Annotated in this window: 14 protein-coding genes; 7 read left to right on the forward strand and 7 right to left on the reverse strand. The window is 37.3% G+C overall.

From position 1 onward, the window contains the following. The first annotated feature begins 12 nt into the window (after nucleotides 1-12). From LUA91_RS06275 to LUA91_RS06295, 5 genes are all read left to right on the forward strand, one after another. Nucleotides 13-3,273, forward strand: a complete 3,261-nt coding sequence (locus LUA91_RS06275; RefSeq protein WP_231425171.1) for a SusC/RagA family TonB-linked outer membrane protein — start codon at nucleotides 13-15, stop codon at nucleotides 3,271-3,273. Between the two features lie 24 nt (nucleotides 3,274-3,297). Beyond that, entirely contained in the window at nucleotides 3,298-5,043 is a 1,746-nt protein-coding gene (locus tag LUA91_RS06280; RefSeq protein WP_231425172.1) for a RagB/SusD family nutrient uptake outer membrane protein, read from the forward strand. Between the two features lie 604 nt (nucleotides 5,044-5,647). Beyond that, complete coding sequence (locus tag LUA91_RS06285; protein WP_231425173.1) at nucleotides 5,648-6,103, forward strand: hypothetical protein; 456 nt, start codon at nucleotides 5,648-5,650, stop codon at nucleotides 6,101-6,103. A gap of 123 nt (nucleotides 6,104-6,226) precedes the next feature. Next, nucleotides 6,227-7,477, forward strand: a complete 1,251-nt coding sequence (locus LUA91_RS06290) for a glycoside hydrolase family 28 protein (protein WP_231425174.1) — start codon at nucleotides 6,227-6,229, stop codon at nucleotides 7,475-7,477. An 8-nt stretch (nucleotides 7,478-7,485) separates the two neighbouring features. Then, the gene (locus LUA91_RS06295; RefSeq protein ID WP_231425175.1) at nucleotides 7,486-8,328 is read left to right on the forward strand and encodes an alpha/beta hydrolase; all 843 of its coding nucleotides are present in this window, start codon (nucleotides 7,486-7,488) and stop codon (nucleotides 8,326-8,328) included. A 5-nt stretch (nucleotides 8,329-8,333) separates the two neighbouring features. Here LUA91_RS06295 and LUA91_RS06300 read toward each other — a convergent pair whose 3' ends face one another. From LUA91_RS06300 to LUA91_RS06325, 6 genes are read right to left on the reverse strand one after another with little or no spacing between them, the layout of a single operon-like run. Then, a complete protein-coding gene (locus tag LUA91_RS06300) occupies nucleotides 8,334-10,688 on the reverse strand; it encodes a glycosyl hydrolase 115 family protein (protein WP_231425176.1) in 2,355 nt (784 codons plus the stop codon). A gap of 7 nt (nucleotides 10,689-10,695) precedes the next feature. Beyond that, nucleotides 10,696-12,108: a family 43 glycosylhydrolase gene (locus LUA91_RS06305; protein ID WP_231425177.1), complete on the reverse strand. Its 1,413-nt coding sequence runs from the start codon at nucleotides 12,106-12,108 to the stop codon at nucleotides 10,696-10,698. Then, complete coding sequence (locus LUA91_RS06310) at nucleotides 12,108-13,715, reverse strand: family 43 glycosylhydrolase (protein ID WP_231425178.1); 1,608 nt, start codon at nucleotides 13,713-13,715, stop codon at nucleotides 12,108-12,110. The genes LUA91_RS06305 and LUA91_RS06310 overlap by 1 nt, the downstream gene beginning before the upstream one ends. Then, nucleotides 13,712-15,379 (reverse strand): beta-xylosidase, encoded by a 1,668-nt coding sequence (locus tag LUA91_RS06315; RefSeq protein ID WP_231425179.1) that lies wholly within the window; start codon nucleotides 15,377-15,379, stop codon nucleotides 13,712-13,714. The genes LUA91_RS06310 and LUA91_RS06315 overlap by 4 nt, the downstream gene beginning before the upstream one ends. A gap of 29 nt (nucleotides 15,380-15,408) precedes the next feature. Beyond that, on the reverse strand, nucleotides 15,409-18,363 hold the full coding sequence (locus tag LUA91_RS06320; protein ID WP_231425180.1) for a DUF4982 domain-containing protein: 2,955 nt from the start codon (nucleotides 18,361-18,363) through the stop codon (nucleotides 15,409-15,411). Nucleotides 18,364-18,373: 10 nt separating this feature from the next. Beyond that, complete coding sequence (locus LUA91_RS06325; protein ID WP_231425181.1) at nucleotides 18,374-19,372, reverse strand: family 43 glycosylhydrolase; 999 nt, start codon at nucleotides 19,370-19,372, stop codon at nucleotides 18,374-18,376. A gap of 482 nt (nucleotides 19,373-19,854) precedes the next feature. Here LUA91_RS06325 and LUA91_RS06330 point away from each other — a divergent pair, with 482 nt between their 5' ends. Together LUA91_RS06330 and LUA91_RS06335 are read left to right on the forward strand one after the other, a co-directional pair. Continuing rightward, nucleotides 19,855-20,409 carry a zinc-binding dehydrogenase gene (locus tag LUA91_RS06330; RefSeq protein ID WP_231425182.1) on the forward strand — a complete coding sequence of 185 codons (555 nt, stop codon included), beginning with the start codon at nucleotides 19,855-19,857 and terminating at the stop codon, nucleotides 20,407-20,409. A 100-nt stretch (nucleotides 20,410-20,509) separates the two neighbouring features. Then, on the forward strand, nucleotides 20,510-21,316 hold the full coding sequence (locus tag LUA91_RS06335; RefSeq protein ID WP_231425183.1) for an AraC family transcriptional regulator: 807 nt from the start codon (nucleotides 20,510-20,512) through the stop codon (nucleotides 21,314-21,316). A gap of 1,113 nt (nucleotides 21,317-22,429) precedes the next feature. Here LUA91_RS06335 and LUA91_RS06340 read toward each other — a convergent pair. Next, a complete protein-coding gene (locus tag LUA91_RS06340) occupies nucleotides 22,430-23,011 on the reverse strand; it encodes a Crp/Fnr family transcriptional regulator (protein WP_231425184.1) in 582 nt (193 codons plus the stop codon). Nucleotides 23,012-23,147 lie beyond the last annotated feature (136 nt).

Consider the following 23,147-nt stretch of genomic DNA (forward strand, 5'->3'; position numbering starts at 1 on the left):
TAAAAATTGACTATGTATAATTTTACCATCATAAAAAAAAGAATTTCACTTGTGTTTTTTGCACTGGTGTTTGCAACTGCGGCTTTTGCCCAACAAACAGACACTACAACAACAGATACCAGTAAATACAGTACAGATACCACAACCGTTAAGGTAAAAGTTAAAAAACTTGTTGGCCAAAAAATAACTGGAATAGTGGTAGATGGTGTTTCCAACAAACCTGTTATCGGCGTTAAATTAACCGTTACAGATTTTTCTGGTGCACTAACCGATGATAAAGGCCGTTTCTCTATCATTGTTCCCGATTTCAACGCAACCATTATTATAAGCAATATTGGCTACCACACTAAATTGTTAGCTGTACACAAGGGTAAGTTAGCAACCATTAAAATTTATCCAAGCAGTTATGCCTCATTGTTTACTGAAGTGGTTTTGCCATCAGGTACAAAAAACTTGGCCAGAACTTCATCAGCCATAAATTTTTCTAATCCACAAGGTGGATGGACAACTAGTGCAGAAACGCCCGATAGCTATTTGCAAGGTAGAATGGCTGGGTTGAATGCGATCAGAAGATCGGGAACGCCAGGAGTTGGTGCAGATTTATTTGTAAGAGGTTTTACATCACTTTATGCCACCAACCAACCACTTTATGTTGTAGATGGAATGATTTTCGATGCCAACTCCTACGGTTCGTCTTTAACTGCTGGTCACCGAAATAACCCTTTACAATTTATTGATGTACATGATATTGAGAGCGTTAGTTTAATTAAGGATGCCGCAGCTTCAACAGTTTACGGAACCAAGGCAGCCAATGGCGTAATGATTATAACAACCAATCACGCGAAGGACTTAGCCACTCAAATAGATTTTGCTGCCTACAGCAGCATGAATCTTGTACCACGTCAACTTTCGGTAATGAATGCTGGCGACTTTAGAACTTACCTTTCTGATGTTTTGCAAAGCCGCGGGTTGACTAGTAGTGCCATCGCTGCATTGCCTTACATGAATGATGATCAAAATCAAGCGACGAATCCAACTTACGCCATGTATCATCAGAATACTGATTGGCAAAAAGAAGTTTTCAAGCGCAGCTTTAATCAAAACTATTTCTTAAAAGTAAGTGGTGGAGATAACATAGCGAAGTATGCCCTTTCGGCCGGATATTCAAAAAATAAAAGTGTAATTGATTCAACCAACAATACCAATTATCACATGCGTTTTAACAGTGATTTGAATCTGACGAAAAAACTTCAGGCCAATACGAATTTATCATTCAGCTATACAGAACAAAGTTTGAAAGATCAGGGAATTGCGCCTCGTACCAATCCTATATTTTTATCGTTAGTCAAAGCGCCTTTTTTAGCTAAAAATGAAATTAGTGCTAGCGGGGCGGTATCGCCGAATTTGGCAGATGCTGATACTTTGGGAGTAAGTAACCCAAGAGCATTGATTGAAAAAGGTTTAAATCAGAAAAAAGCTTATCGTTTCTTCGGAAATATTGTTTTTAATTACGAATTCAATAAAAATTTTAAACTTTCTAACCTAACGGGATTAACATATGATAAAACTCAGGAAACTTTATTTATCCCTCGTAAAGGTGTAACTGATGAAGTTTTGGATAACACCATTGGCGATAGTAAATTGGGTTCTCAGGTAATTCGTTATTCCAATGTTTTTAACGATTTACGTTTCGCTTTCAATAAAACATTCGCTAAAGATCACAGCTTAAATATGAGCTTGGGAACACGCTACTCACAAAACTCAAGCGAGCAGGATTTTGCAATTGGTTATAACTCGGCTACAGATGTATTGATCAGTATTGGAAATAGTAATGCTGCATTAAGATTTTTTGGTGGCGATATTGGCAAATGGAGTTCATTGAATACCTATTTTACTACCGATTACAGCTTTAAAGACAAATATTTTTTAAGTCTTGCACTTGCAGCTGATGCTTCCTCACGCTTTGGTAGAAACGATGGAACTCTATCAGCAAGTACTTCAGGATACGGATTAAATCTTTTCGGTGGAAAAACGGCCCTATTACCTGCTTTAAGTGGTGCATGGATTGTTTCTTCTGAAGATTTTATGCAAACTTACAAAGGTGTTGATCTTTTAAAATTACGCATGAGTTATGGCATCGTTGGCAATGATGATATCGGTAACTACAATAATAGACAATATTACGTTTCACAGAATTTATTAGGTCTTCAGGGCTTGGTTCGTGGTAACATAGCCAATCCAAATATCCAGTGGGAACGTGTTGCAAAGTTTAATGCAGGTGTAGATGCCTCGTTTTTTAACGAACGTTTGAGCATGAGTTTTGACTACTTTGTACACACCACAACTAAAATGCTTGCCTATATGCCGGTTACTTCAATCGGCGGTATCGATTCTTACATCGATAACCAAGGTGGTATGCAAACCAACGGCTTTGATTTTGGTTTAAATGCTCGGGTAATCAACAAAAAAATTAAATGGGATTTAGGTGTGAATCTCGGTTTATACAGAAATAAAATCCAAAGTTTGGCTGGTGGAAATGATATCCTAACCACCTATGCCAACGGTACATATTTGACCAGAGTTGGTCAGGCGGCCAATTTATTCTATGGTCAACGTACCAATGGCGTTTACGCTACCGATTCAGAGGCTGCAGCTTCCGGTTTAGCCATTGTGAATAGTGCTGGCGTTTCGGTACCATTTAAAGGTGGCGATATGAGGTTCATTGATACGAATGGCGATAAGATTATTAATGCTTCAGATCGTGTGGTGATTGGTAACCCAAATCCAGATCTTTTTGGAAGTATTAATAATACTTTTGGTTACAAAAACTGGACACTGGATCTATTGGTTTCTTTTGTATTAGGAAACGATGTTTATAACTATACACGTTCTGTATTGGAATCCGGAAATTCATATTACAATCAATCGGAAATCATGCGGAACCGTTGGAGAGGCGAGGGGCAGGTTACCAATGTTCCAAAAGCAAGCTTTGGCGATCCGATGGGCAATGCTCAGTTTTCTGATCGTTGGATTGAAGATGGGTCATACTTACGCTTACGTTCTGTAAACTTAACTTATAATGTGCCTTTGAAAACCAAAGCCATCAAGTATGCAAGAATTTACGCGACCGGAAATAACTTACTTACACTAACCAAATATTTGGGTTACGACCCTGAGTTTAGTGCTACCAGCAGTATTTTTACACAAGGGGTTGATACTACTTTGGAACCGCAATTCAGATCGGTTCAGTTGGGTGTTAGAATTGGTTTATAATTGATAATTGATAAAAAGATGAAGATGGATTTTAATAAAAAAGTTATTGCCCTTTTAGCAGTAGCCCTGCTTGCAACAGGTTCATGGTCTTGCAAAAAAATAATTGATGAGGCTCCAGAGTCTACACTTGATAAATCAAACGCTTATCGCAACTCAACAGATGCTGATGCGGCAGTAATTGGCATTTATGGTCAGTTTTTAAGTTTGCAAAAAACATATATTCTCCAAAATGAGTTAAGGGCTGATTTAGTAAGCGTAACCGCGAATGCCGATCCTGATTTGAAACAATTGTCGAATCATAGTGCCACAAAAGACAATCCTTATGTAGATCCAAGGCCTTATTACAAAGTGATTTTGAATTGTAACGATGCGTTGAAAAACTTCCAGTTGATGCGGGAGGATTTTCGGATGAGCGTTGATGAATACAATAAACACTTCTCTGATATTGGAGCATTAAGAAGCTGGATTTATTTACAGTTGGGTATCCAATATGGCAGCGTTCCTTACATTACTGATCCGATAGAAAATGTGGAAGATATTAAGAATTTAGCGGCTCATCCACGCATTTCGTTTGAAGATCTTTTAACTAAACTGATTGATTTTACGGAAAAATTGCCTTACAAAGAAGTATACGCTTATCCAACTGGCAATCCATTGGTTATCACTATTGATGGAAACAATACACAAAAGATATTCATTTGTAAACCATTCGTATTGGGCGATTTATATCTATGGAACAATAATTATCTGAAAGCAGCAGAAAATTACAGCAAAATCTTAAACATAGAAAATAATAATACCAATATCAATATTGCTTTTGATGCTTATAAGGTGGTATATTCAGGAGGATCAGCTTATAACGATCAGGCGGTACGTTATGCCAGATATCAGGATGAGAGTTCTTTGTTGTATGACCAAGGTTGGAAGACCATGTTCAGTGCTCAAAATACCAACATCGTATGGAATTCTGAATTTTTCTGGGGGATCCCTTATAGTTCAAGTTTCAAGCCAGGTAATCCAATGATTGAATTTTGTTCTCCCTTATACGGTAAATACTTGATCAAGCCATCACAAGCAGCTATTGAGAATTGGAATGCACAAAGACAGTATAGTGGAATCCCTTATGACGCCAGAGGAAAATTATCTTATGAAACAACAGCCTCCGGCCCGGCAATCACAAAATTAATAGATAATGTTACTCCGGTAACAAACCTGAACAAAGGTGGAAAATGGGGCATTTACAGAGCTGCATTATTGCACTTGCGTTTTTCGGAAGCGGCAAACCGAGATGGCAAAACGAAGTTGGGTTGGGCTTTACTAAACATTGGCATTGCCAATACGTTTTATACTGGTACGCGATCGGCAACTGGATCACCAACTCCAATATCATTTGAAGAAATTAACACGATGCAAACCCCATATCCCGCACCATACTATTTGGACGCAAGAAACAATAATGACTATAAAAGTCCGTGGTATCGGAACACCGGTGTTCGAAATCGAGCGGGTGTGACAGCATTAGATATTAGTCTACAAAATGATATGATTGGCTTAGAGGGTAAACTAATTGATGAGGCTGCTTTGGAATTGGCGTTTGAAGGAAATCGTTGGCCGGATTTGGTTCGCATTGCCCGCCGACAAAACAACCCTGCCTTCTTAGCTGACCGGGTTTATCAGAAACTTTTAAAAGATGGCGACCCCTCTGCAAGTGCAGCAAGAGCAAAACTTTTAAATCCTGCCAATTGGTATTTGCCGTTTGAATGGAAATAAAATTAACTTAAATAGGCTTTTACCAATAAAAGGTAAAAGCCTATTTAATTTTCAGAAATCACGAGCATTAAATAGTAAAATTTTTTCTATATAAATGTTATTTTTATTAGTAAATAAATAACAGTGCAGGACGCTATACCAACGCCTATAATTTAAATTTGTCTAAACATTAAAAACTGCTGATGATTTAAAGTTATCCTCACTAATCAAAGGCTTTTTAACCAGATATTCAAGAAACAATAACAAATATCGAGTTACTTAGTTATCGATGTATATTATTACCCAAACATTCTAAATGGAGTGAATAATATTAATCGATTAGGTTAAGGATAAAAACATTTCAAGCTTTAAATTATTAAAGAGACTATAAAATTTAAAAACGGAATTCAAGTTCAGCAAAGGCTGAACATTAAAAAATTATCTGACTCATAACAGGTATATATTTGGTTAGAAAAAAGGACAATTCCGGATGGGTTGTCCTTTCTTATTTTAGCACAAGCTATACGTCATTCGTTTCAAAATTATTGCTGAATTTCAAATTACAATGTCTATTAACTTGCTAATTTACATCGTATTAGTTAATTTTATGATCTAACTAATGATTATGAAATACACAATCTTATTTTTAGTATTCATCTCCTCTTTAATGGCTTGTAGGAAAGGCGAAGATTCCGAGGGCAATGAAATAATTAATGGAAAATGGTCTACAGGAGGTTATGATATTATATTATATGATGCTTCTGGCGCTGTTGTGCGTCACACTGTTGCTGATGCGATTAAAAGTTACTGGGCATTTGATAATCTTCAGATTAAATTCTCCAATGATATTAACGCAGATGTGCAAACTTCAGATTATAAAGTAATGAATATGCTTGGGGCTAAAACCCTTTTCATCGAGAATAAGGACATTACTTCATTTCAAAATTGGACAATTGCAGAACAGACCAGTAATTACATGATTATATCAGCTATCATTAAAGATAAAACACAATTGACCTATGGACAAAATCAAGTGGCAGCGAAAGGTTTAAAAACTATTTATCTCAGTAAAGTACTGTAGCAAGTTGCCCGTTCTCAAAGTCAGTTTTTACAATTATTCGTTGCAGGATACTACAGGACGCATTTCATACTTGCTTTAAGGATATTTGAGGGAAAGGCTTAATGATTAGGCTCCTAACCAAGTATGAAATATATTTTAGTTTTAATATTATTGATCAGCGTTTTCAAGCTGAATGCCCAACAATACGACATTACCAAATTTGGTGCAAAAGCGGATAGCAATATCATTCAAACCAAAGTCATTCAAAAAGTAATTGACCGTGCGGCTGCCAAAGGTGGTGGAGAAATTATTATCCCGAAAGGTACTTTTTTAAGCGGCGCTTTATTTTTTAAGAAAAAAACAAAACTCGTTTTGCAAGAAGGAGCGGTGTTAAAGGGATCTGATGACATCAAAAACTATCCTTTTATTGCATCGAGGATGGAAGGCAGAAGTTTGAAATATTTTGCGGCACTCATTAATGCTTATCAGGTAAACGATTTCAATATAACCGGACCTGGCACCATTAACGGCAATGGATCAAAATTCTGGAGAACATTTTGGACCCATCGTGATTCGCTAAGAAAAATTGGGAAAGAAAGTACCAATCTCGAAGTGAGCAGACCAAGATTAATTTTTATCTGGGGCAGCGATAACGTAAAAATTCAAAATGTGAAATTGCGCAATGCAGGTTTCTGGACTACACATTTTTACCAGTGCAACAACATTCTGGTGGAGAACACCTACATACGCTCTCCATACTTGCCAATTCCTGCACCAAGTACAGATGGAATCGACCTGGATGTTTGCAAAAATGTAGTAATCAGGAATTGTTATATATCTGTAAACGATGATGCAATTGCCATTAAAGGTGGCAAAGGACCAACCGCTTACCAATTACCTGAAAACGGCATTGTTGAAGACGTTTTAATTGAAAATTGTACTTTCGGTATTGCCCATGCGGTTTTAACATTGGGAAGCGAATGCATACATGCCAAGAATATTACGTTGCGCAACTGTGTGGTAGATAACAATTGCCCTATTTTGAACCTTAAAATGAGAGGAGATACTTTTCAGCTTTACGAAAACATTACTATTGATAACATTACTGGTAAATGTGGATCGGTAATTAGTTTAAATCCTTGGAAGCAATTTTTTGATTTAGCAGGAAGTACTGAGAAACCATTTGGGACGATCAGGAATATCAAAATGACTAATATTAAAGTTGAGGCCAATAAATTTGGCGAAATGAATGGTAATCCTTTGGATAAACTTTCTGATTTCGCTTTCAAAAACCTTCATATTACTACCAAAAATCCAGTGCTAAAAAATAAATATGATGATGTGAAATTTGATAATGTTTTGGTAAATGGAGAACCGATAGCGGTAAAAAAATAAATTTTACCATGAAAAAAAATGTTGTGATGGTTGCCTTGATTTTATTGATTAATACTGTTTTGGCTCAGGTGCCAACAAATGTTTTGCAAAAGCTGAACATCGTTTATACGATAAAAAACGGATGGGAGGGAAAACTCGATTTTTACCAGCAAAATATCAATAAGAAAGCAGCACTGGTTGTTTACATTCATGGTGGTGGCTGGGTTCATGGGAATAAAGAGGCAGAATACGAGAAGATTAAAGTTTTTATTCAACATGGCTATTCGGTGGCAAATATTGAATATCGGTTAGCCAAACAGGATCCCGCACCGGCAGCGATTGAAGATGTAAATGAAGCCATCAATTATCTCATTAAAAATACAACAGTTTTAAATTATGATGTTAATAAAATGGTGCTAATGGGTGGCTCTGCTGGTGCACACTTGGCTTTGCTTGCGGGTTTACAATCTCAGCGCAAAGTTTACAATAAACGAAAATTTAAAGTGGCTGCCATTATCAGTAAATACGGACCAACAGATTTGTTGACCTGGAAACCGGCAACCGATGCGAGAAGTGCATCGTCAGCATGGCTAGCTGATAAAAAGAACGATACAACTTTTATCAAATCATTGTCGCCAGTAAATTATGTTGCCAAAAATAAGATCCCGACATTATTTATCCACGGCGATCAGGATCAAACAGTACCGATTCAGCAATCAGAAACGCTTTACCAAATGCTGAAAAGCCAGCGTTCGCCCACGCAATTGTATATTGTGAAAGGAGGAAAGCATGGCAATTTTGGAGAAATGGAAACAGCCAAGATGGATAGTGTAATGATTGGTTTTTTAAGTAAATATTTATCTAAGAAGTAGGCCAATTATTTGAAAACTTTTATCTGATCAACAATAACACCTTCATCTAAAGCTTTTATGGCTACCAGATGAGATTGGCGGTTAACATCTAATTTCAGCTTGATCGTTCGCTTTGCCTGATTAGTGAGTACATTATTTTTCCATTCTTCACTTCGATCATAAGTATGATAATCCACTTGCTGCGGAGTTTGTCCATCGACTGTAATTTCGTAACGAATCAATTTTCCTTCAACAGGATGATTGGGCGCAAGCGAAACTTCAATGCTTACTGAATCTGCCTGAGGGTTCTTAAATTCATAAACCGCATGATCTCCTTTTTTGATGGTTACAGCTGCACTTTCATATCCTAAGCCATGTGCTAGCGGTTTGTTGCCCTCAAATTTTGTAAACTGATTTCCATTGATTGTTGCAAATGGAACATTGAATGTTTTTAGCGGATCTAACGATTTTATCTGAGTTAATTTCTGAAAAACGGCAAGATCTCTTGGCTTTGCATTCATCATGTTTTTCCATTTTCCGTTAGCTAGAGAATTATATTTTGCAGTCAGTTTTTCAATGGAGTCAAAGGCGGCATCGCTGTCAGACCATTTCGCTAAGCCATGTCTGGCCAATTGCCCATACAAAATCTTCTTATTCATTTCTGCGGCACCACGTATCGGATATTCAACTAATTCAAACCATGCATCTTGCTTTGCAGGAGAAATAACTTTAGACAACTGAATAACTTTTTCTGCAATTTTACCGTACGCAGCTATGCGGTTTCTGATTTCCTGTTCACTCCACGGCAAGTCCGATATTTCTTTGAACTTTGGATCCTTTTCTTCTGTGCGGCTGTTACCCATAAATTCGGGTTTGCGAATGTAAGCAAGGCGATAATACTCATTCATTATTGCCAACAATGCTGTTGAATTTTGTTTTCCAAATTCCCTGGCCAGCCATTTTTGCAAATGCTGATCCAGACCTGCCTTATTGTCTTCTATGGAGTTGATATTCCAGGCCATATCCAAAAAAAGCTCAGTTAAATATTCCCCAGGCTTAATATCGCCCACATTTAAAATCCACATGTCTTTAGCACCTTTATCGTAAGCCAGCTTCATTTGAGTGTAAATTTGAGCAGGATGATTGGTAGCCAGCCAAAGATAGTCATGCGGCCGACCCCAATATGAAATATGATAATAAACGCCATTTCCCCCTTTGCGATTTCGCTCCGCTTCGGTAGGGAAGTGGCGGATATAGCCATAGTTATCATCAGTCCACATCAACGTCACGTCCTCCGGAACTTTTAGCCCCATGTCATATACTTCGAGCACTTCCTTATATGGAATAAAAACCTGTGGAACTTTAGTCACATCCGCGTTTAGGTTTTTTCCAATCAACTCCCGCTGATCTTTAAAAATCGAAGTAATGGCATCAAATTGTTCCTGAAGTGTATTTGCACCTTGCATTTTACCGTCATGCACACCACGAATTCCAAGCGTATAAATGTTATCCGAATTTTTAAGTTCCTTAACACGGCTTTCCCAAAAACTCAATACATTTTCTTTATTATTAACATAATCATAGTTGCCTTTGCCGTCAATTTTCCATTCGGTGTTGGCACTACGCATCATGGGTTCGCAATGCGATGCACCCACAATAATCCCGTATTTATCCGCTATTTCTTTATTTCCTGGGGTTTGAAAGAAAGCAACTGAAACATCATGCATGGCTGGCCAGAAAGCATTCGCTCTCAAACGTAGTAGCAATTCGAAAATACGGGCATGTGTTTTTGGGCCGATTTGTCCTTTAATTTTTGAAGGTTCATGGGTTTGATAACTCCAAGGTGTAAGTCCCCAATCTTCATCATTTATAAAAATTCCTCTATGTGCAACCGAAGGGTATTCGATTAATCGAAGACCGTTTTTGAGTAATACTGAATTTTGTTTTGCAATTGATGAATCTGCCCACCATTCCCATGGAGAAACGCCTATGCGACGTGATAATTCAAGAATGCCATAAGCCGTACCTCTTTTGTCGCTACCAATAACATAAATCTTATTGTTTTTAACGAACAATAAGTAGCCCTCAGAATGTGATTTTAATTCATCAAGGGATTTTTGATCAATCTCTTTTTCTGCAACATTTCCATTCCCAAGGGTTCCTATAAAAATACTGGAGTTAGTTCCTTTAGATAAATTGCCACCGAATACAGTATGGTAATCCCGACCAAAAATATCAAGAGCGGTATGTACAACCTCTGCTTCATTTTTGGAGATTGTGACACTTATATTTTCTCCTTTGCGAAAAATGAAATCGGCAAACACTTGATAATGAATGATGAAAGCAAAAATGATTGTGGGTATGATTTTCTTTAAATCCATTTGACTACTATAGAATAATTAGTTTAGCGATTGTAATGTTATTACCTGTACTTCCATATAAAGTTTTTCGCTTATCAGACCAATTTGGCCTTTCACCAGTAACTGTTACGATCAACTGATACTCCGATTTATTCAATATTGGACTCAGGAAAGCCAATTGAGACATAGGAGATTTTGAATAGAGATCTATAATGTTTTTGACCACGACCTCGCCCTTATTATTGAGTATTTCAACTTTAGCGTAACCATTATCTGGTAGAAGATACGCATATAACCCAATCTGTTTTCCATTGAATTTAAATGATAAAAATGCTTTTGGATCATTAGACCTGATTATTGGAATTGAATCGATTGTGGAACTTTTCCAGTTACCCGAATAACTGATTTGCTTATTGTTTGGTAATAAGATTTTGTGATTTAAGCGTATTGTATTGGCTGCGCCTGTATTTAAGTTTACAGTCCAGGCATTCAAATATTGAGGAATGGAAATGGAATCGCCTGTAAACGTGATGGGTTGCCACACATAAGTGGCAGCAGAATGTTGCTTCGGAAAAGACCATCTATCGCCCATAAACATGAAAGTGGTGTCTTTAGTTCCTTCGATTTTTAATACAAATGTGGATTGTGAATTCCAGGTTAATTTGTCTTTAGGTGCCAGTAATCCACGGGCAGTCCACGGGCCAGAAAGCGACTTTGCGGTAAAATAATAATTGTCATTTTTCTCCCATGAAGTAAGATGCGAACCAATAAAATAATAAGTGTCATTTTTCCGGAAAAGGGTAGGAGATTCAAAGCCTGTAGCAATGGTTGGATTGGTTTCTGCGATAATAGATTTGTAATCCGTACTCAACTGATGAATCATACCACCGTGAGTCAATAAATATCCCGTTCCATCATGATCTTGAAAAGTACCCATATCCCATTTTTTTATTGGCTTACCATTAAAAAGTAACGGTCCTTTAAATTGATATGGTCCAGTAATTTTTTTAGCGGTAGCATAACCCACAAATTGATCTTTATAACCCAATGTGTCTACATGCATAAACATCACAAAATCGCCAGAAGAAGGGTTTTTCATTACTTTTACCCTTTCCCCAACACGATTTGGTCCTAGCTTTCCATTCTTTTGAACAGGAAGCGCCATGCTTTCAAATTTCCAGTTGTATAGATCTTTCGATGAATAACAATTGAAGCCCGCAAATGCATTGCTGGTATCGCTATGTACCTCTCCAAATAAATAAAATTTACCATTTTTCATAACAATATTCGCTCCATGGGCGCTTACCACTTTTCCGTTCTGGTCATACCAAGCCAGTCCGGAATATATCGCATTAGTGTTTCCAGCTTGTTGCGCAAAAATGTTTGCCCATTGTGCAATTAAGATTGCTGAGATGAAAATGATTAATTTATAGTTAGCCATTATTTTACCTTTACCAGTGTAACATCATCAGCCAAACAAAATGCATTTGCTTTTCCGTCGGCACTAAATCCAATTTCTACTTTACCATTTAATATTTTAATATTCTTTAGCATAATGTTTTTCCAATTCTTATTCTCGGTTTCAAAATGCATGCTGAATTTTTTATTATTGCTAAAAGCATAAAGCTCCAGGTTATTGAAACCGGTACTGTTTTTCACTTTTGCAGTTAAGTTGTAAAGCCCATCCGTTAGTTTTACCTGATTTGATGAAGAAATCAATTGTGAAACTTTTCGTTTGAAATTTATTTTATCGCTAATGTTTAAACTCTTTTCGCCGACCACGATTTTCCGTTCAGCGGTTGTGTTAAAATGATTTAGGTTTGGAGAAGTTAAACTGTCTAAACTTACTTTATTACCCGTTATAATTTGCGTATTCCAGCCTGTAAGTACCAATTGTAGTGGTTTTACCTCACTTGGAATACGTCTTCTATCAGCTTCAAAACTTCCGTTTTTAACATAATCATTGTCTGAAGCGATAGTCCAATAACCCGTTTTTGCATCTAAATTCCACGAATGAAGTGAATTGAAATGGGGAGTACTTCCATTAAATGACATTGGGCACCACTGATTGTATCCTAACCCATTTCCGGCAAAGTCCGACCAGCGATCGCCACAAAAAATAACAGTTTCCCTCTTTGTTCCTTTAACATTTACAAAGAAACCTGTTTGTGAAATATGTGCATAATCATCCTCACTTCCAGCCGTTACAAGCATTTTATTTGTGGGTAAATACGGGCCTCTAATATCATCTGCTACTAGGTAATAAGCCAATGAGCCATCCCAGCCATATATATTGGAGGCGTACATGTAATATTTGCCTTTGTATTTGAACATGCAATTACCTTCTCTACTTTCGCCTTTAAAAATCTCGGTACAATCAAGAAGGTTTATTTTTCCATCTTTAACACCGATTTCAGATATGTAAATTTTATTACGACCTCTACCGTAGGAATAAACCAGATAAGATTTCCCGGTATCATCATCCGTAAAAACCGTTTGGTCGCCTGTATTGGGAGTTCCAATCATGGGTTCCATGTCAATTCTTTGGTGCCAAGTAAAAGGTCCATTTGGAGTATCGGCAGTAGTAATTAATACTTGGTTGCCATGCTGAACAAACATGGCGTACTTTTTAAGCTCTTTAATATAAGCAACACCCAAACGACCTAACCAGGTTTTCGGTACTCTGCTAATTTCACTTTTAGTCAAAACATCACCTTCGCTGGTCCAATTTGTTAAGTCTGTAGAACTGTAGCACGTTACCGATTCAAAGGTCGCATTTGGATAAGTGACAGAAGGATCATTGCGATAAAGTTCTGCTTCAGCATATTTTACGCCGTACCAAAAATATTTCTTTATGCCAGATTGGGAATCGATAAACTGGAAAATACCGCCGCCCTGACTATAAATTGGCGCTCCATCTTTTGTTTTCCAAAATGAGTCATTTTTGATGTTATTGGTTTGCGCTTCTGCCTGATTAATGTTTTGGCAAAATGCAATAACTAATAAAAACAAGATCATCAAACTAAATTTTTTATTTCTCTTCATCATTTTATGCTCAATAATGTTACGCCTTGTCTGCTTAATTCAAACTGAAACGAGCCTTGATTTGGATTGAATTTTATGGATTTACCAATTGATTTTAGCTGGCTGGATTTCTCTAATTCACGGATTTGTGCAGATGATGGCGATTGCGGTGAGCCCATTTTTTTCCAGACTTCATAAGAATTGCTGTTTTCATCATCTATTAAATATCGGGTGATGGTTACTGAGCTTTTGTTTAAACCTTTTAATGAGAGGCTTACCGTGTCGATATTTCCTTTTTTATCTTCATCGTGATAATTCCATATCATCACTGTGGAGGTGTTTTGAGATTTTGCTGCCAACACACCAATGTCAGCAGTTTGTTTTCGAATGCTAGAATCCAATACCGTTTGTAAAGGATACATTTTGTTGCTGGTCGCCTCAACGCGATTTCCAATCATCATGCCAAACATTTTAAATACGTTTAAAACAGGTTTGTTCACTCCATTTGTCGCCAAATCTCTAAATCCTGCAAACCAAGGTTGATTTTCAAACTCAAACGACCAGCTCACTGCTCCAAGTAAATTGATATTGTATTTATCTGTTAATTCATAAAGTCTTGCAAACGAAGCTGCGGTGTAGCTTGAATACATGGTGCCATTTCGGTAAGCATTTTCCGGATTGGTTGCCATTCCGCAATCTGCACAACCTTCCGGATCGAACTCTCCAATAATAACAGGGATGTTTTTTATTTGAGGATACCTATTAATCACTTTGTAGTTAGCTTCTACATTACGTAGCTCGGTGCGTAAATTCATAACTACTGCTCCATTAACCACTTTTGGCGAGCCTTTGGCATGAAATAAAACGGCATCTAGCGGAGACCCTATTTTGCCTGTTACATAATTTGTATCAGTTAAACAGTGTTTGATAAAAGCATCAAGGTATCTGCTTCCACCACCGGTTACATTTGCACCACCAATTTTGGCCGTAGGCAATGCCCGTTTCACGCCATCTGCTGCATAGTCATACAGCTTGAAAAATTCTGCTTGAGTACCTTTCCAATAGGCACCATCAGCCTCGTTCCAAACCTCCCAATACCAGCTTTCCACTTCTTTCTTTCCATATCGTTCCACGCAATGTTTTACCCACTCATACGCCAGGTTGCCCCATTTTTTATAATCTTTCGGTGGATAAGCCCATCCAGTTAAAATCTCTTCATATCGGGTTCCGGGTTTCCATTTGTGTTGGTAGGGTTGGGGTTTTGTAGATAATGCTTCTGGCATAAAACCAATTTGTGCTAAAGGTTTCATCCCTCGTTTGATGTAGGTGTCGAATATACGATCAACAATAGTCCAATTGTAAACAGGATTTCCTTGTTCGTCTTCTGTATAAACAGTGGTTGAACCCCATTTCAATGCTGGTGTTCCATCGCCCGAAGTGAGGAGGTTGTGTGCCCTCACATAAACAGGAACAGGACTTAATTTGGAAATGTCTGTGAGCAGTTTCTGCCCATCTTTCATGTAAGTATAATTGGGCACGTCGTAGCCAAACCATGCCCAAATAGGTTTCATTTCCGAAACTTTATTATCAAAATTTACGGTAATATCTGCCTTATCTTGTGCTTTGCCAAGTGAATGGAAAACGCAACAAAGTATGAAAATGAAACTTAATTTTATTCTAACATTCATAGTAGGCAAGCTTTAATTTATAGTGATTGTTATTTAGCCTCGTAAATTTCAGTTTCGATAATGCTCAAACCACCCTTTGACTTGATTTCTGCTCTTTCAATGCCGTCATCTAATTTTTTTCCATTTACCTCAACCCCAATTTTACCACTTTCGGCGGTTTCTTTACCCGAACCCAGTAATTGGATGGTTACCGTTTTACCTTTAGTTGGCTTGCAAATGGCTGTGAAATAACCCAGACTAGGAATAGTATTTCCTTTGAAAACTTCTTTGTCATCAACCAAAATTCTGATTGGATAAGCCTTTGTTCTGAATCCATTTACTTTGAGTTCTACCTCTGTTACTGTGGTTTCTTTTTCCAAATTATATTTGATCCATGCAGTATTCAAATCTCCATCGTTAACCCAATCGCTTAGTTCATTATCATCAAAACTTAAACTGGCTTTATCCGAATTGGCACCAGCTGTAGCAGCCACAATTTTTATTGCTTTTCTGCTGATCTGATAAGTCTGTGCTGCAGGCGTTGCACCTCGCTTTAAACTAGGTTTTAAACCATCAGCAGGAAATTGAGAAGATAAGCCGTTTTGAATGCTAACGGGAAGTGTTGTCAATTCAATTGTTGCTGATTTTAAACCAGTTGATTTTGCCGTAATGTTGATTTTACCCGGCGTTGTAGTTGATCTGATCAATATCCGATTGACACCACCTTCTACAGGTAATTGTTTTGACAAAATATAGTTGTCAGGACCTTGCGCCAAACCACCACGCCATTCAGCAGGGCCGGAAACCTCAAAGTTGATCATGTTTAAAGCAATAGGACTACGATTTCCAGCGGCGTCCACAACTTCAATCTGCACCAAAACCAAATCAGCACCATCAGCTTTAAATCCTGTTGGATGTTGCATTTTGGTTAATTTTATAGCTGCCGGTTCTCCAGCGGTTTTTAATTGTTTTTCAGCTGATTTAAGACCTTTGTTATCGTAAGAAACTGCCGTTAAAACACCAGCCTGATAAGCGACATCTTTGAAGGTAAACAAAAAGCCATCTCGCTTAGTTCCAAAACCCAATGATTTTCCATTAAGAAAAAGTTGAACTTTTTCTCCAGAAGCAATCACATAAACATTTTTCTTTGTTCCGGCTTTGTAATTCCAGTGACCGATAATATGAATGCCTGTTTTTTTTGCATCAACCCAACCATCCCACATTACTTTATGGGCAAAAAATCCATCCTTTGGAATTCTCATTGGATCAACTTCTCCGCTACGGCGATAGTTTTCTTCGCCACGGTAATGCGTATTAGAATCAGAGAAAATGATGTTTACACCTCCAGAACTTACTCTGGTACCCGTTCCTGGTCGTTCTTTGTAATATTCATTCCACCTTACCACATTTTCTATCGCATGCGTATCTTGGTTTCTATTGTAAGTGCTTGCATCAGCGCCTTTGTATAATGGTCCGGCACCGTCTTTATGAAAAGGAGGAGAGAATTCATCCCAATATTTACGCAACCCTTCATCTCTGGAATATTCCATAGACCATAAAGGTTTTGTTGCACTTTTGTTGATGTAGAGCATTTCTCCACCATATTCGGCAGCAGGAATATCCAACATTTCTCTTGATCCGATTGCTCTTCCTCCGTTTGGATCATACAAATCACGAATGGCTTTCATTTCAGCCATGTGGGCTGCACTGATGGATTCGTTTCCACATTCATAAAATAAAATACTTGGATTATTTCTGTTATAAATAATGGCATCGGTCATTACAGATTTACGCTGATCCCATCGGGTTCCGGTAACATCTTTCTCCGCGTCGCCTGCTGGCATTGCTTGAATTAGACCCATACGATCGCATGATTCAACATCTTGTTTCCATGGAGAAATATGCATCCAACGCACCAGATTTGCATTGCTTTCCACCATCAGGCCGTTGCTGTAATCGCTTAACCACGCTGGTACAGATAGGCCAATTGCAGGCCATTCATTGCTGGTGCGCTGGGCATAACCTTTCATCATCAAAACACGATCATTCAAATAAACCATCCCGTTTTTAAATTCTCCTTTTCTAAAACCTGTTTTGGTTTTTAACTCGTCAACTGTAGTGCCATCTACTTTCAAACGTGAAATCACGGTGTAGAGATAACCATAACCCCAGCTCCAAAAATTCAGACCATTCACCAATGATTCTGCATTTAAGGTTGCGGTATTACCCGGTGCAATATCCTGAATGGATGAACTGTATGTTTTAATGCTTTTGCCTTCAGCATCAATGATCTCTACTTCATATTGAACTTTCTTAGTTTCACTCGTCTCGTTTTTAATTTCTGATTCAGAAACCACTACAGCACTTTTACCCGCAATGTTAAAATCCTTAGCGTAGATGTAATTTCCAGTTGTTTTTAACAATGCGTTAAGGGGTAGGGTTTGATAAATTTTACCAGTTACATGTAAACGAACATTCTTTGAAATGCCACCATAGTTGGCATTGAAATTTTTATCGCTCCATTGGTAACCGGAGTTAGTGGCTTTTTCTTTATAATTCCAGGCGTTATCAATTCTCACGGCCAGCACATTGTCTTTTTCTGGATCAATTAGGTCGCTGATGTCGAAACCAAAAGCAGTAACACCATTTTCATGGCGACCAATAAATTTTCCATTTAAATAAAATTCTCCAGCCTGTCTGATACCTTCAAATTCTAGAAATACCTTTCGATCTTTAGCATTAGCAACCTTAAAATGCTTGCGATACCAGGCAATTCCTGTAGATAATTGTTCAATTGATTTCTTAAATGCCTCATCCTCATTCCATGCATGTGGTAAGGTAATGGATTTCCATTCTTTATCATCGAAATCAATAGCCGCTGCATTATCATTATCCCCAACAAAAAGTTTCCAACTGGGATTAAAATTGTAAGTTTTACGAGCGTTTTGAGCATGAAGATTTAGAGTTAACAGGCTACAAAAAACAATAAGGTATAGGTGCTTCATTTATATTTGGTTAGTGTTTGAGTTTCAGATTAAGTGGTTCATCCCTGTCGCAAGAAATTTCGCCATTATTATATTTCAGTTCAGCCATTTGAATAGAACTTCTTCTTGTGGTATAATTATCAATTCCTTTGTTTTCGGGTGTTTTGCCTGGATGGGTAAAATAGTAAACGTAAGCTCTTCCGTTGTTTACCAACACATCGCAATGTCCGCCCATTACGCCATCATCTTTACCTTTTCCAGGTTCTTGCAGAATGTTTTTCTCCTGACGTTTCCAGTTTAATAAATCAGTAGAAGAATAAACGCCAAGCCCCTTCCAGTTATCCACAATCATCCAATAGGTGTTTTTCCAATAGAAAACCTTTGGGCCCTCGCAGCCTTTGTCACCAACAATTCGCTTGCTGCTATCTTCCCAGTGATACAAATCTTTACTATCAGCATAAAAAATGGATTTTCCAGCCATTTCATTGTTGTAATACATTCTCCAGCCTTGGTTGCCAGGAAGTTTGAAAACGCAGGCATCAATACATCGATCAGAAGCAAGTGGTAATTTAGATTCGAATTTCCAGTTGATGAGATTTTTACTGGTTAGGTGTACGATGTATCTTGGATGACGCCAATCTTTGAAAACACCGGGTACATAGGTAAGGTACATGTGATAAGTTCCTTTATTTTCAATTACTTCAGGTGCCCAATGCGTATAATCGGTAAGGCGGTACTGAATGTCGCAAGTGTCGCGATAATTCCATTTTACACCATCTTTAGATTCGGCAATGCCAATCCTAGTTCCATGAACCCAGCTAATTCCATCCAGATTTTTTTCATTTGCCCTTCTGTTCGTGTAAAACATAAACCATTTCTTTTCATTTTTATTCCAAATGACTACAGGATCAGCAGCGCCATCGTAGATTGGATCTCTATATAAGGGTTTTTCGATAAGCTGCTTGTTTTTCTGTTGGGCAAAACCAAATAAAGAGGCTAGGAGTAAACATGCTAGAACAATTCTTTTCATTAAAAGCTTTTTTTTGGAAGATTAAGTTGCATTGTTCCCTCAGAATGAAACAAAAACAGGTCTTAAAATTGAAGTATATTTGGTTAAATGCTTATACGATTTTACGTTTTTTTAACTGCTGATCCATCCTGTTCTATCCTGTTGGTTATGTATCAATAGTGCTATCGGAGAGATTGAATACTTTTTCAATCGTTTGAAAAAATTTTTAATAGGTAAGCTCAAAAAAAAAGAGCAATTAACTTTGGACATTTATCAGTCTTGGTGAGCCAACCGAACCTTACGTTATATTAGGTTGGGATATTGCAGGTATAATAATTAAAACAGGAAAGGATGTTACCAGATTCAAAGAGGGAGACGAAGTATTTGGGATGGTTAAGTTCCTTGGAGCAGGTGCAGGCTATGCCGAGTACGTCAGCGCACCGGAATCTGATCTTGCAAAAAAGCCTTCCAACATAAGTTTCCAGGAAGCTGCTGCAGCAACTATGGCAGCACAAACTGCATATGTTTCGCTGGTTAGATATGGCGAGATTAAAAAAGGAGACAAGGTAGTAATCACTGGTGCATCAGGTGGTGTCGGCCATTATGCAGTGCAGATTGCAAAACACCTTGGCGCTTATGTAATTGGAATAGCTTCTGAAGAAAACAGAGAATTTGTGCTCGGTTTAGGTGCTGACGAGTTTATTGATTACAAAACCACTAATTTTGAGGATTTGGTTACAGATGCAGATTTAGTACATGATGCAGTCTGGAGGCAGGATGAATCACATATTGGCCGTGGCATTCAAGCATTGAAATCTGGTGGGACACTTTTAAGTCTAATGGTCCATCCAACTGAAGAATTTATAGAGCAAGCAAAAAAGAAGAAGAATGTCATAGTTAGAAGAATGAATGTGACAGATACTACCGATCACCAGGGAGATGTAGAAGCGATCAGGTCATTATTGGAGTCAGGAGCGATCAAATCGCACATTTCCCAAACCTTTTCACTCGAAGAAACTTATAACGGCACACCTACAGGTAGAAACCCATGCTACTAAAGGGAAGGTAGTTGTTGTACTTTCTTAAGTTAGAAATCTTAAAAATCTTTTGATCTTTGAAGCAATTCAGGATCAAAAGGCAATTACTTAATTTATTGAGATGGCAAATCAAAACTTCAGCAAATTCACAGACTTAGTTTGGACGGTTAAGGAAGAAGAAATGTTTAAAGACGATCTTAGTTTTGAATTTCATTCTTTGGTGTACATGGTTTCTGGTGAAATGAAGGTAGTACAGGCGGATCGCACCTATATCTTTGAGGAAGGAAGCATGTTGGTTTTCCCAAGAAATCAAATTTCAACCGTTATCAAATATCCGAAAAACGACCAACCCTATGAATCAGTAGTTTTCCGCTTAACTGTTGCCCATTTAAAACCATTCTATGCCAATGAAATGCCCAATTTTTTAGCCTATCCTGATACATCTGTGAGAATCCTCGCTAAACATCCGCTTCTGGAAAGTCTCTTTTCGTCAGTGAGACCATACTTTGATCTTAAAAATAAACTTCCTGAAAATATAGCGAAACTTAAGCTGGAGGAGGCGATAGCTATCCTAAGATTTATTGAGCCTAACATAGATAATATTTTAAGTGATTTCTCCGAACCTGGCAAGATTAACCTGGTCGATTTCATGGAAAAACATTTTAAATTTAATATGCCACTTGAGAAATTTGCTTATCTGAGTGGTCGAAGCCTTTCGACTTTTATCCGAGATTTTAAAAAAGCCTTTAAGACAACTCCACAGCGCTGGCTCACAAGAAAGCGTCTGGAATTAGCCCATTTCCATTTGGCCAAAAAAGATAAAAAAGTTGCTGAGATCTACATGGAAACAGGGTTTGAAAATCTTTCTCACTTTTCATTCGCTTTTAAAAAGCATTTTGGGTATCCACCTACCGAAGTATCGGTATAAATAGAACTGGCAGGCTTATAATTATTCCCTGATTATTTAATAAGTTTCACGAGGTAGGACTTGAGAATTTTATAGTTCGCAGAGTCGCCTACTATTGTCCTACTGTACTCTGCTTTTTCCCAATATCATCATAAACTCATTTCATTAATCGAATTCAATTTTTAGTTTTTGATAATGAGTAAATGATAAACTGAAATGGCAAATTAAAAGTTCGTTTTTTGAAAAGAACTTTGTATTTTAGATTTAATCCTATCAAAAATCCACCTTTTCTTGATATGGGTGACCTTTTGGGAGTTCCAACAACAGATTAGTAATAATTAATATCTTTAAGGTTCATTGTTAATGGAGATGGTAAAATCAGAATATTCAGGGGTTAAGACGAAAGACTTTTGTTACGGTCTTTTAATGTAAATGACCTTGAGAATATTTTCAAAGGACTTTCAGATCCCGACTTAATAAAATACTATGGGATAAGCTATCAGACATTAGAGTCAGCTAAGGAACAAATGCTGTTTTTTGAAAATCTTGAGACGGCCAGAACTGGAAAATGGTGGGCAATTTGCTCGTTGGATAACAAAATGTTTTTTGGTGCTGGAGTGGATAAACCGAAGCCAATAACCCCTTCTCACCAAAAATATTTTTCTGGTAACAACATGTTTATCAATAAGTCTACAAGAATTAAAGATTGGTGAGATGGGGTCAAATAATTTGGTGTGTCCAGGCAGGGCGGCAACTAAATTAATTCTAGCTAATTTGCTTAATCTAAATATTACAAGATGAAATAGTGGCTTTAGTGATTGTTCAATTAAGCTCACTTTTACTTCTACAGAAATATATTCGACTGAAATCCATGATTTGATAGTCGTCTTAAAATTAAAAAAAATGATTCGCTTACAACCAGCAGTAAAAGCTATGAAGTTATATAAATGTGCTTAACAGGGTCATTAATAGCTTTTTTATTTTTTGTCTACAGAATTAAACAACATAAGCAAAGGTATTAATTGTTCAATTGTAGTCCCTTCTAGTGCACTAAATGGAGTTAAATCATTTTGATTTAACTCCATTTTTTTTATTTAATAATTTTCAAATGCTGGATGATTAATTCAATCCTGCTTATTTTTTCGATAACAGGTTTTTCTTAATTCTGCTCAATGTTTCGGGAGCGATTCCCAAATAAGAAGCAATTAAGTTTTGAGGAATCCGCTCAATAATTTGCTGGTTTGATGCTGTTAATTGAAGGTAACGTTCTTCAGCACTATGTGTAATCGTGCTCATTAGTCTCCGTTCTTTGGTTACCAAACTATTTTGATAAAGTATCCGAAAATAACGGTCCATAATTGGAACAGCCAATGTTAATTCTTCATAATGGTTTCTCGACAGCGTTAGCAATTCCGAATTTTCAATTGCATCTATATTAAAAATCGCAGGTTCGCCAGAAAGGAAACTGTTAAAATCTGATAGCCACCAACCTTCCCAGCCGAACAAACTCATGTGTTCATTGCCTTTTTCATCAATATTGTAAGTTCTTAACAAACCCTTTGCAACAAAAACTATATCCCTGCAAACATCTCCTTCTTGAAGTAAATATTGTTTTTTCCTCAACTTTTTAGGGTAAAAGAATTTTTCTATCAATAACTTATCATCACTGCTAAGTGAAACTTTTTCTTCTATATGATTGAAAAGAACATTGATCATTTAATTGTTATTTAAAGAACAAATATAAAATTTTGGTTGTGCCGACTGCATATTGATTTAGATCAATCGTATTTCTTGATGCATATCAAGTGCTGTAAATTTCTGTCAAGGTAATTTTGAATTTCAAATAAGGAAA

Origin of the sequence: Pedobacter sp. Leaf250 (genome assembly GCF_920984735.1) — a bacterium.
Lineage (GTDB): Bacteria > Bacteroidota > Bacteroidia > Sphingobacteriales > Sphingobacteriaceae > Pedobacter.

Bases quoted from the DNA above. Each gene is read 5' to 3' on its own strand.
- LUA91_RS06330 (WP_231425182.1), top strand. From the start codon at position 19,855: ATGGCAGCACAAACTGCATATGTTTCGCTGGTTAGATATGGCGAGATT.
- LUA91_RS06335 (WP_231425183.1), top strand. From the start codon at position 20,510: ATGGCAAATCAAAACTTCAGCAAATTCACAGACTTAGTTTGGACGGTT.
- LUA91_RS06315 (WP_231425179.1), bottom strand. From the start codon at position 15,379: ATGAATGTTAGAATAAAATTAAGTTTCATTTTCATACTTTGTTGCGTT.
- LUA91_RS06285 (WP_231425173.1), top strand. From the start codon at position 5,648: ATGAAATACACAATCTTATTTTTAGTATTCATCTCCTCTTTAATGGCT.
- LUA91_RS06275 (WP_231425171.1), top strand. From the start codon at position 13: ATGTATAATTTTACCATCATAAAAAAAAGAATTTCACTTGTGTTTTTT.
- LUA91_RS06300 (WP_231425176.1), bottom strand. From the start codon at position 10,688: ATGGATTTAAAGAAAATCATACCCACAATCATTTTTGCTTTCATCATT.
- LUA91_RS06325 (WP_231425181.1), bottom strand. From the start codon at position 19,372: ATGAAAAGAATTGTTCTAGCATGTTTACTCCTAGCCTCTTTATTTGGT.
- LUA91_RS06280 (WP_231425172.1), top strand. From the start codon at position 3,298: ATGGATTTTAATAAAAAAGTTATTGCCCTTTTAGCAGTAGCCCTGCTT.
- LUA91_RS06295 (WP_231425175.1), top strand. From the start codon at position 7,486: ATGAAAAAAAATGTTGTGATGGTTGCCTTGATTTTATTGATTAATACT.
- LUA91_RS06320 (WP_231425180.1), bottom strand. From the start codon at position 18,363: ATGAAGCACCTATACCTTATTGTTTTTTGTAGCCTGTTAACTCTAAAT.
- LUA91_RS06310 (WP_231425178.1), bottom strand. From the start codon at position 13,715: ATGATGAAGAGAAATAAAAAATTTAGTTTGATGATCTTGTTTTTATTA.
- LUA91_RS06305 (WP_231425177.1), bottom strand. From the start codon at position 12,108: ATGGCTAACTATAAATTAATCATTTTCATCTCAGCAATCTTAATTGCA.
- LUA91_RS06290 (WP_231425174.1), top strand. From the start codon at position 6,227: ATGAAATATATTTTAGTTTTAATATTATTGATCAGCGTTTTCAAGCTG.
- LUA91_RS06340 (WP_231425184.1), bottom strand. From the start codon at position 23,011: ATGATCAATGTTCTTTTCAATCATATAGAAGAAAAAGTTTCACTTAGC.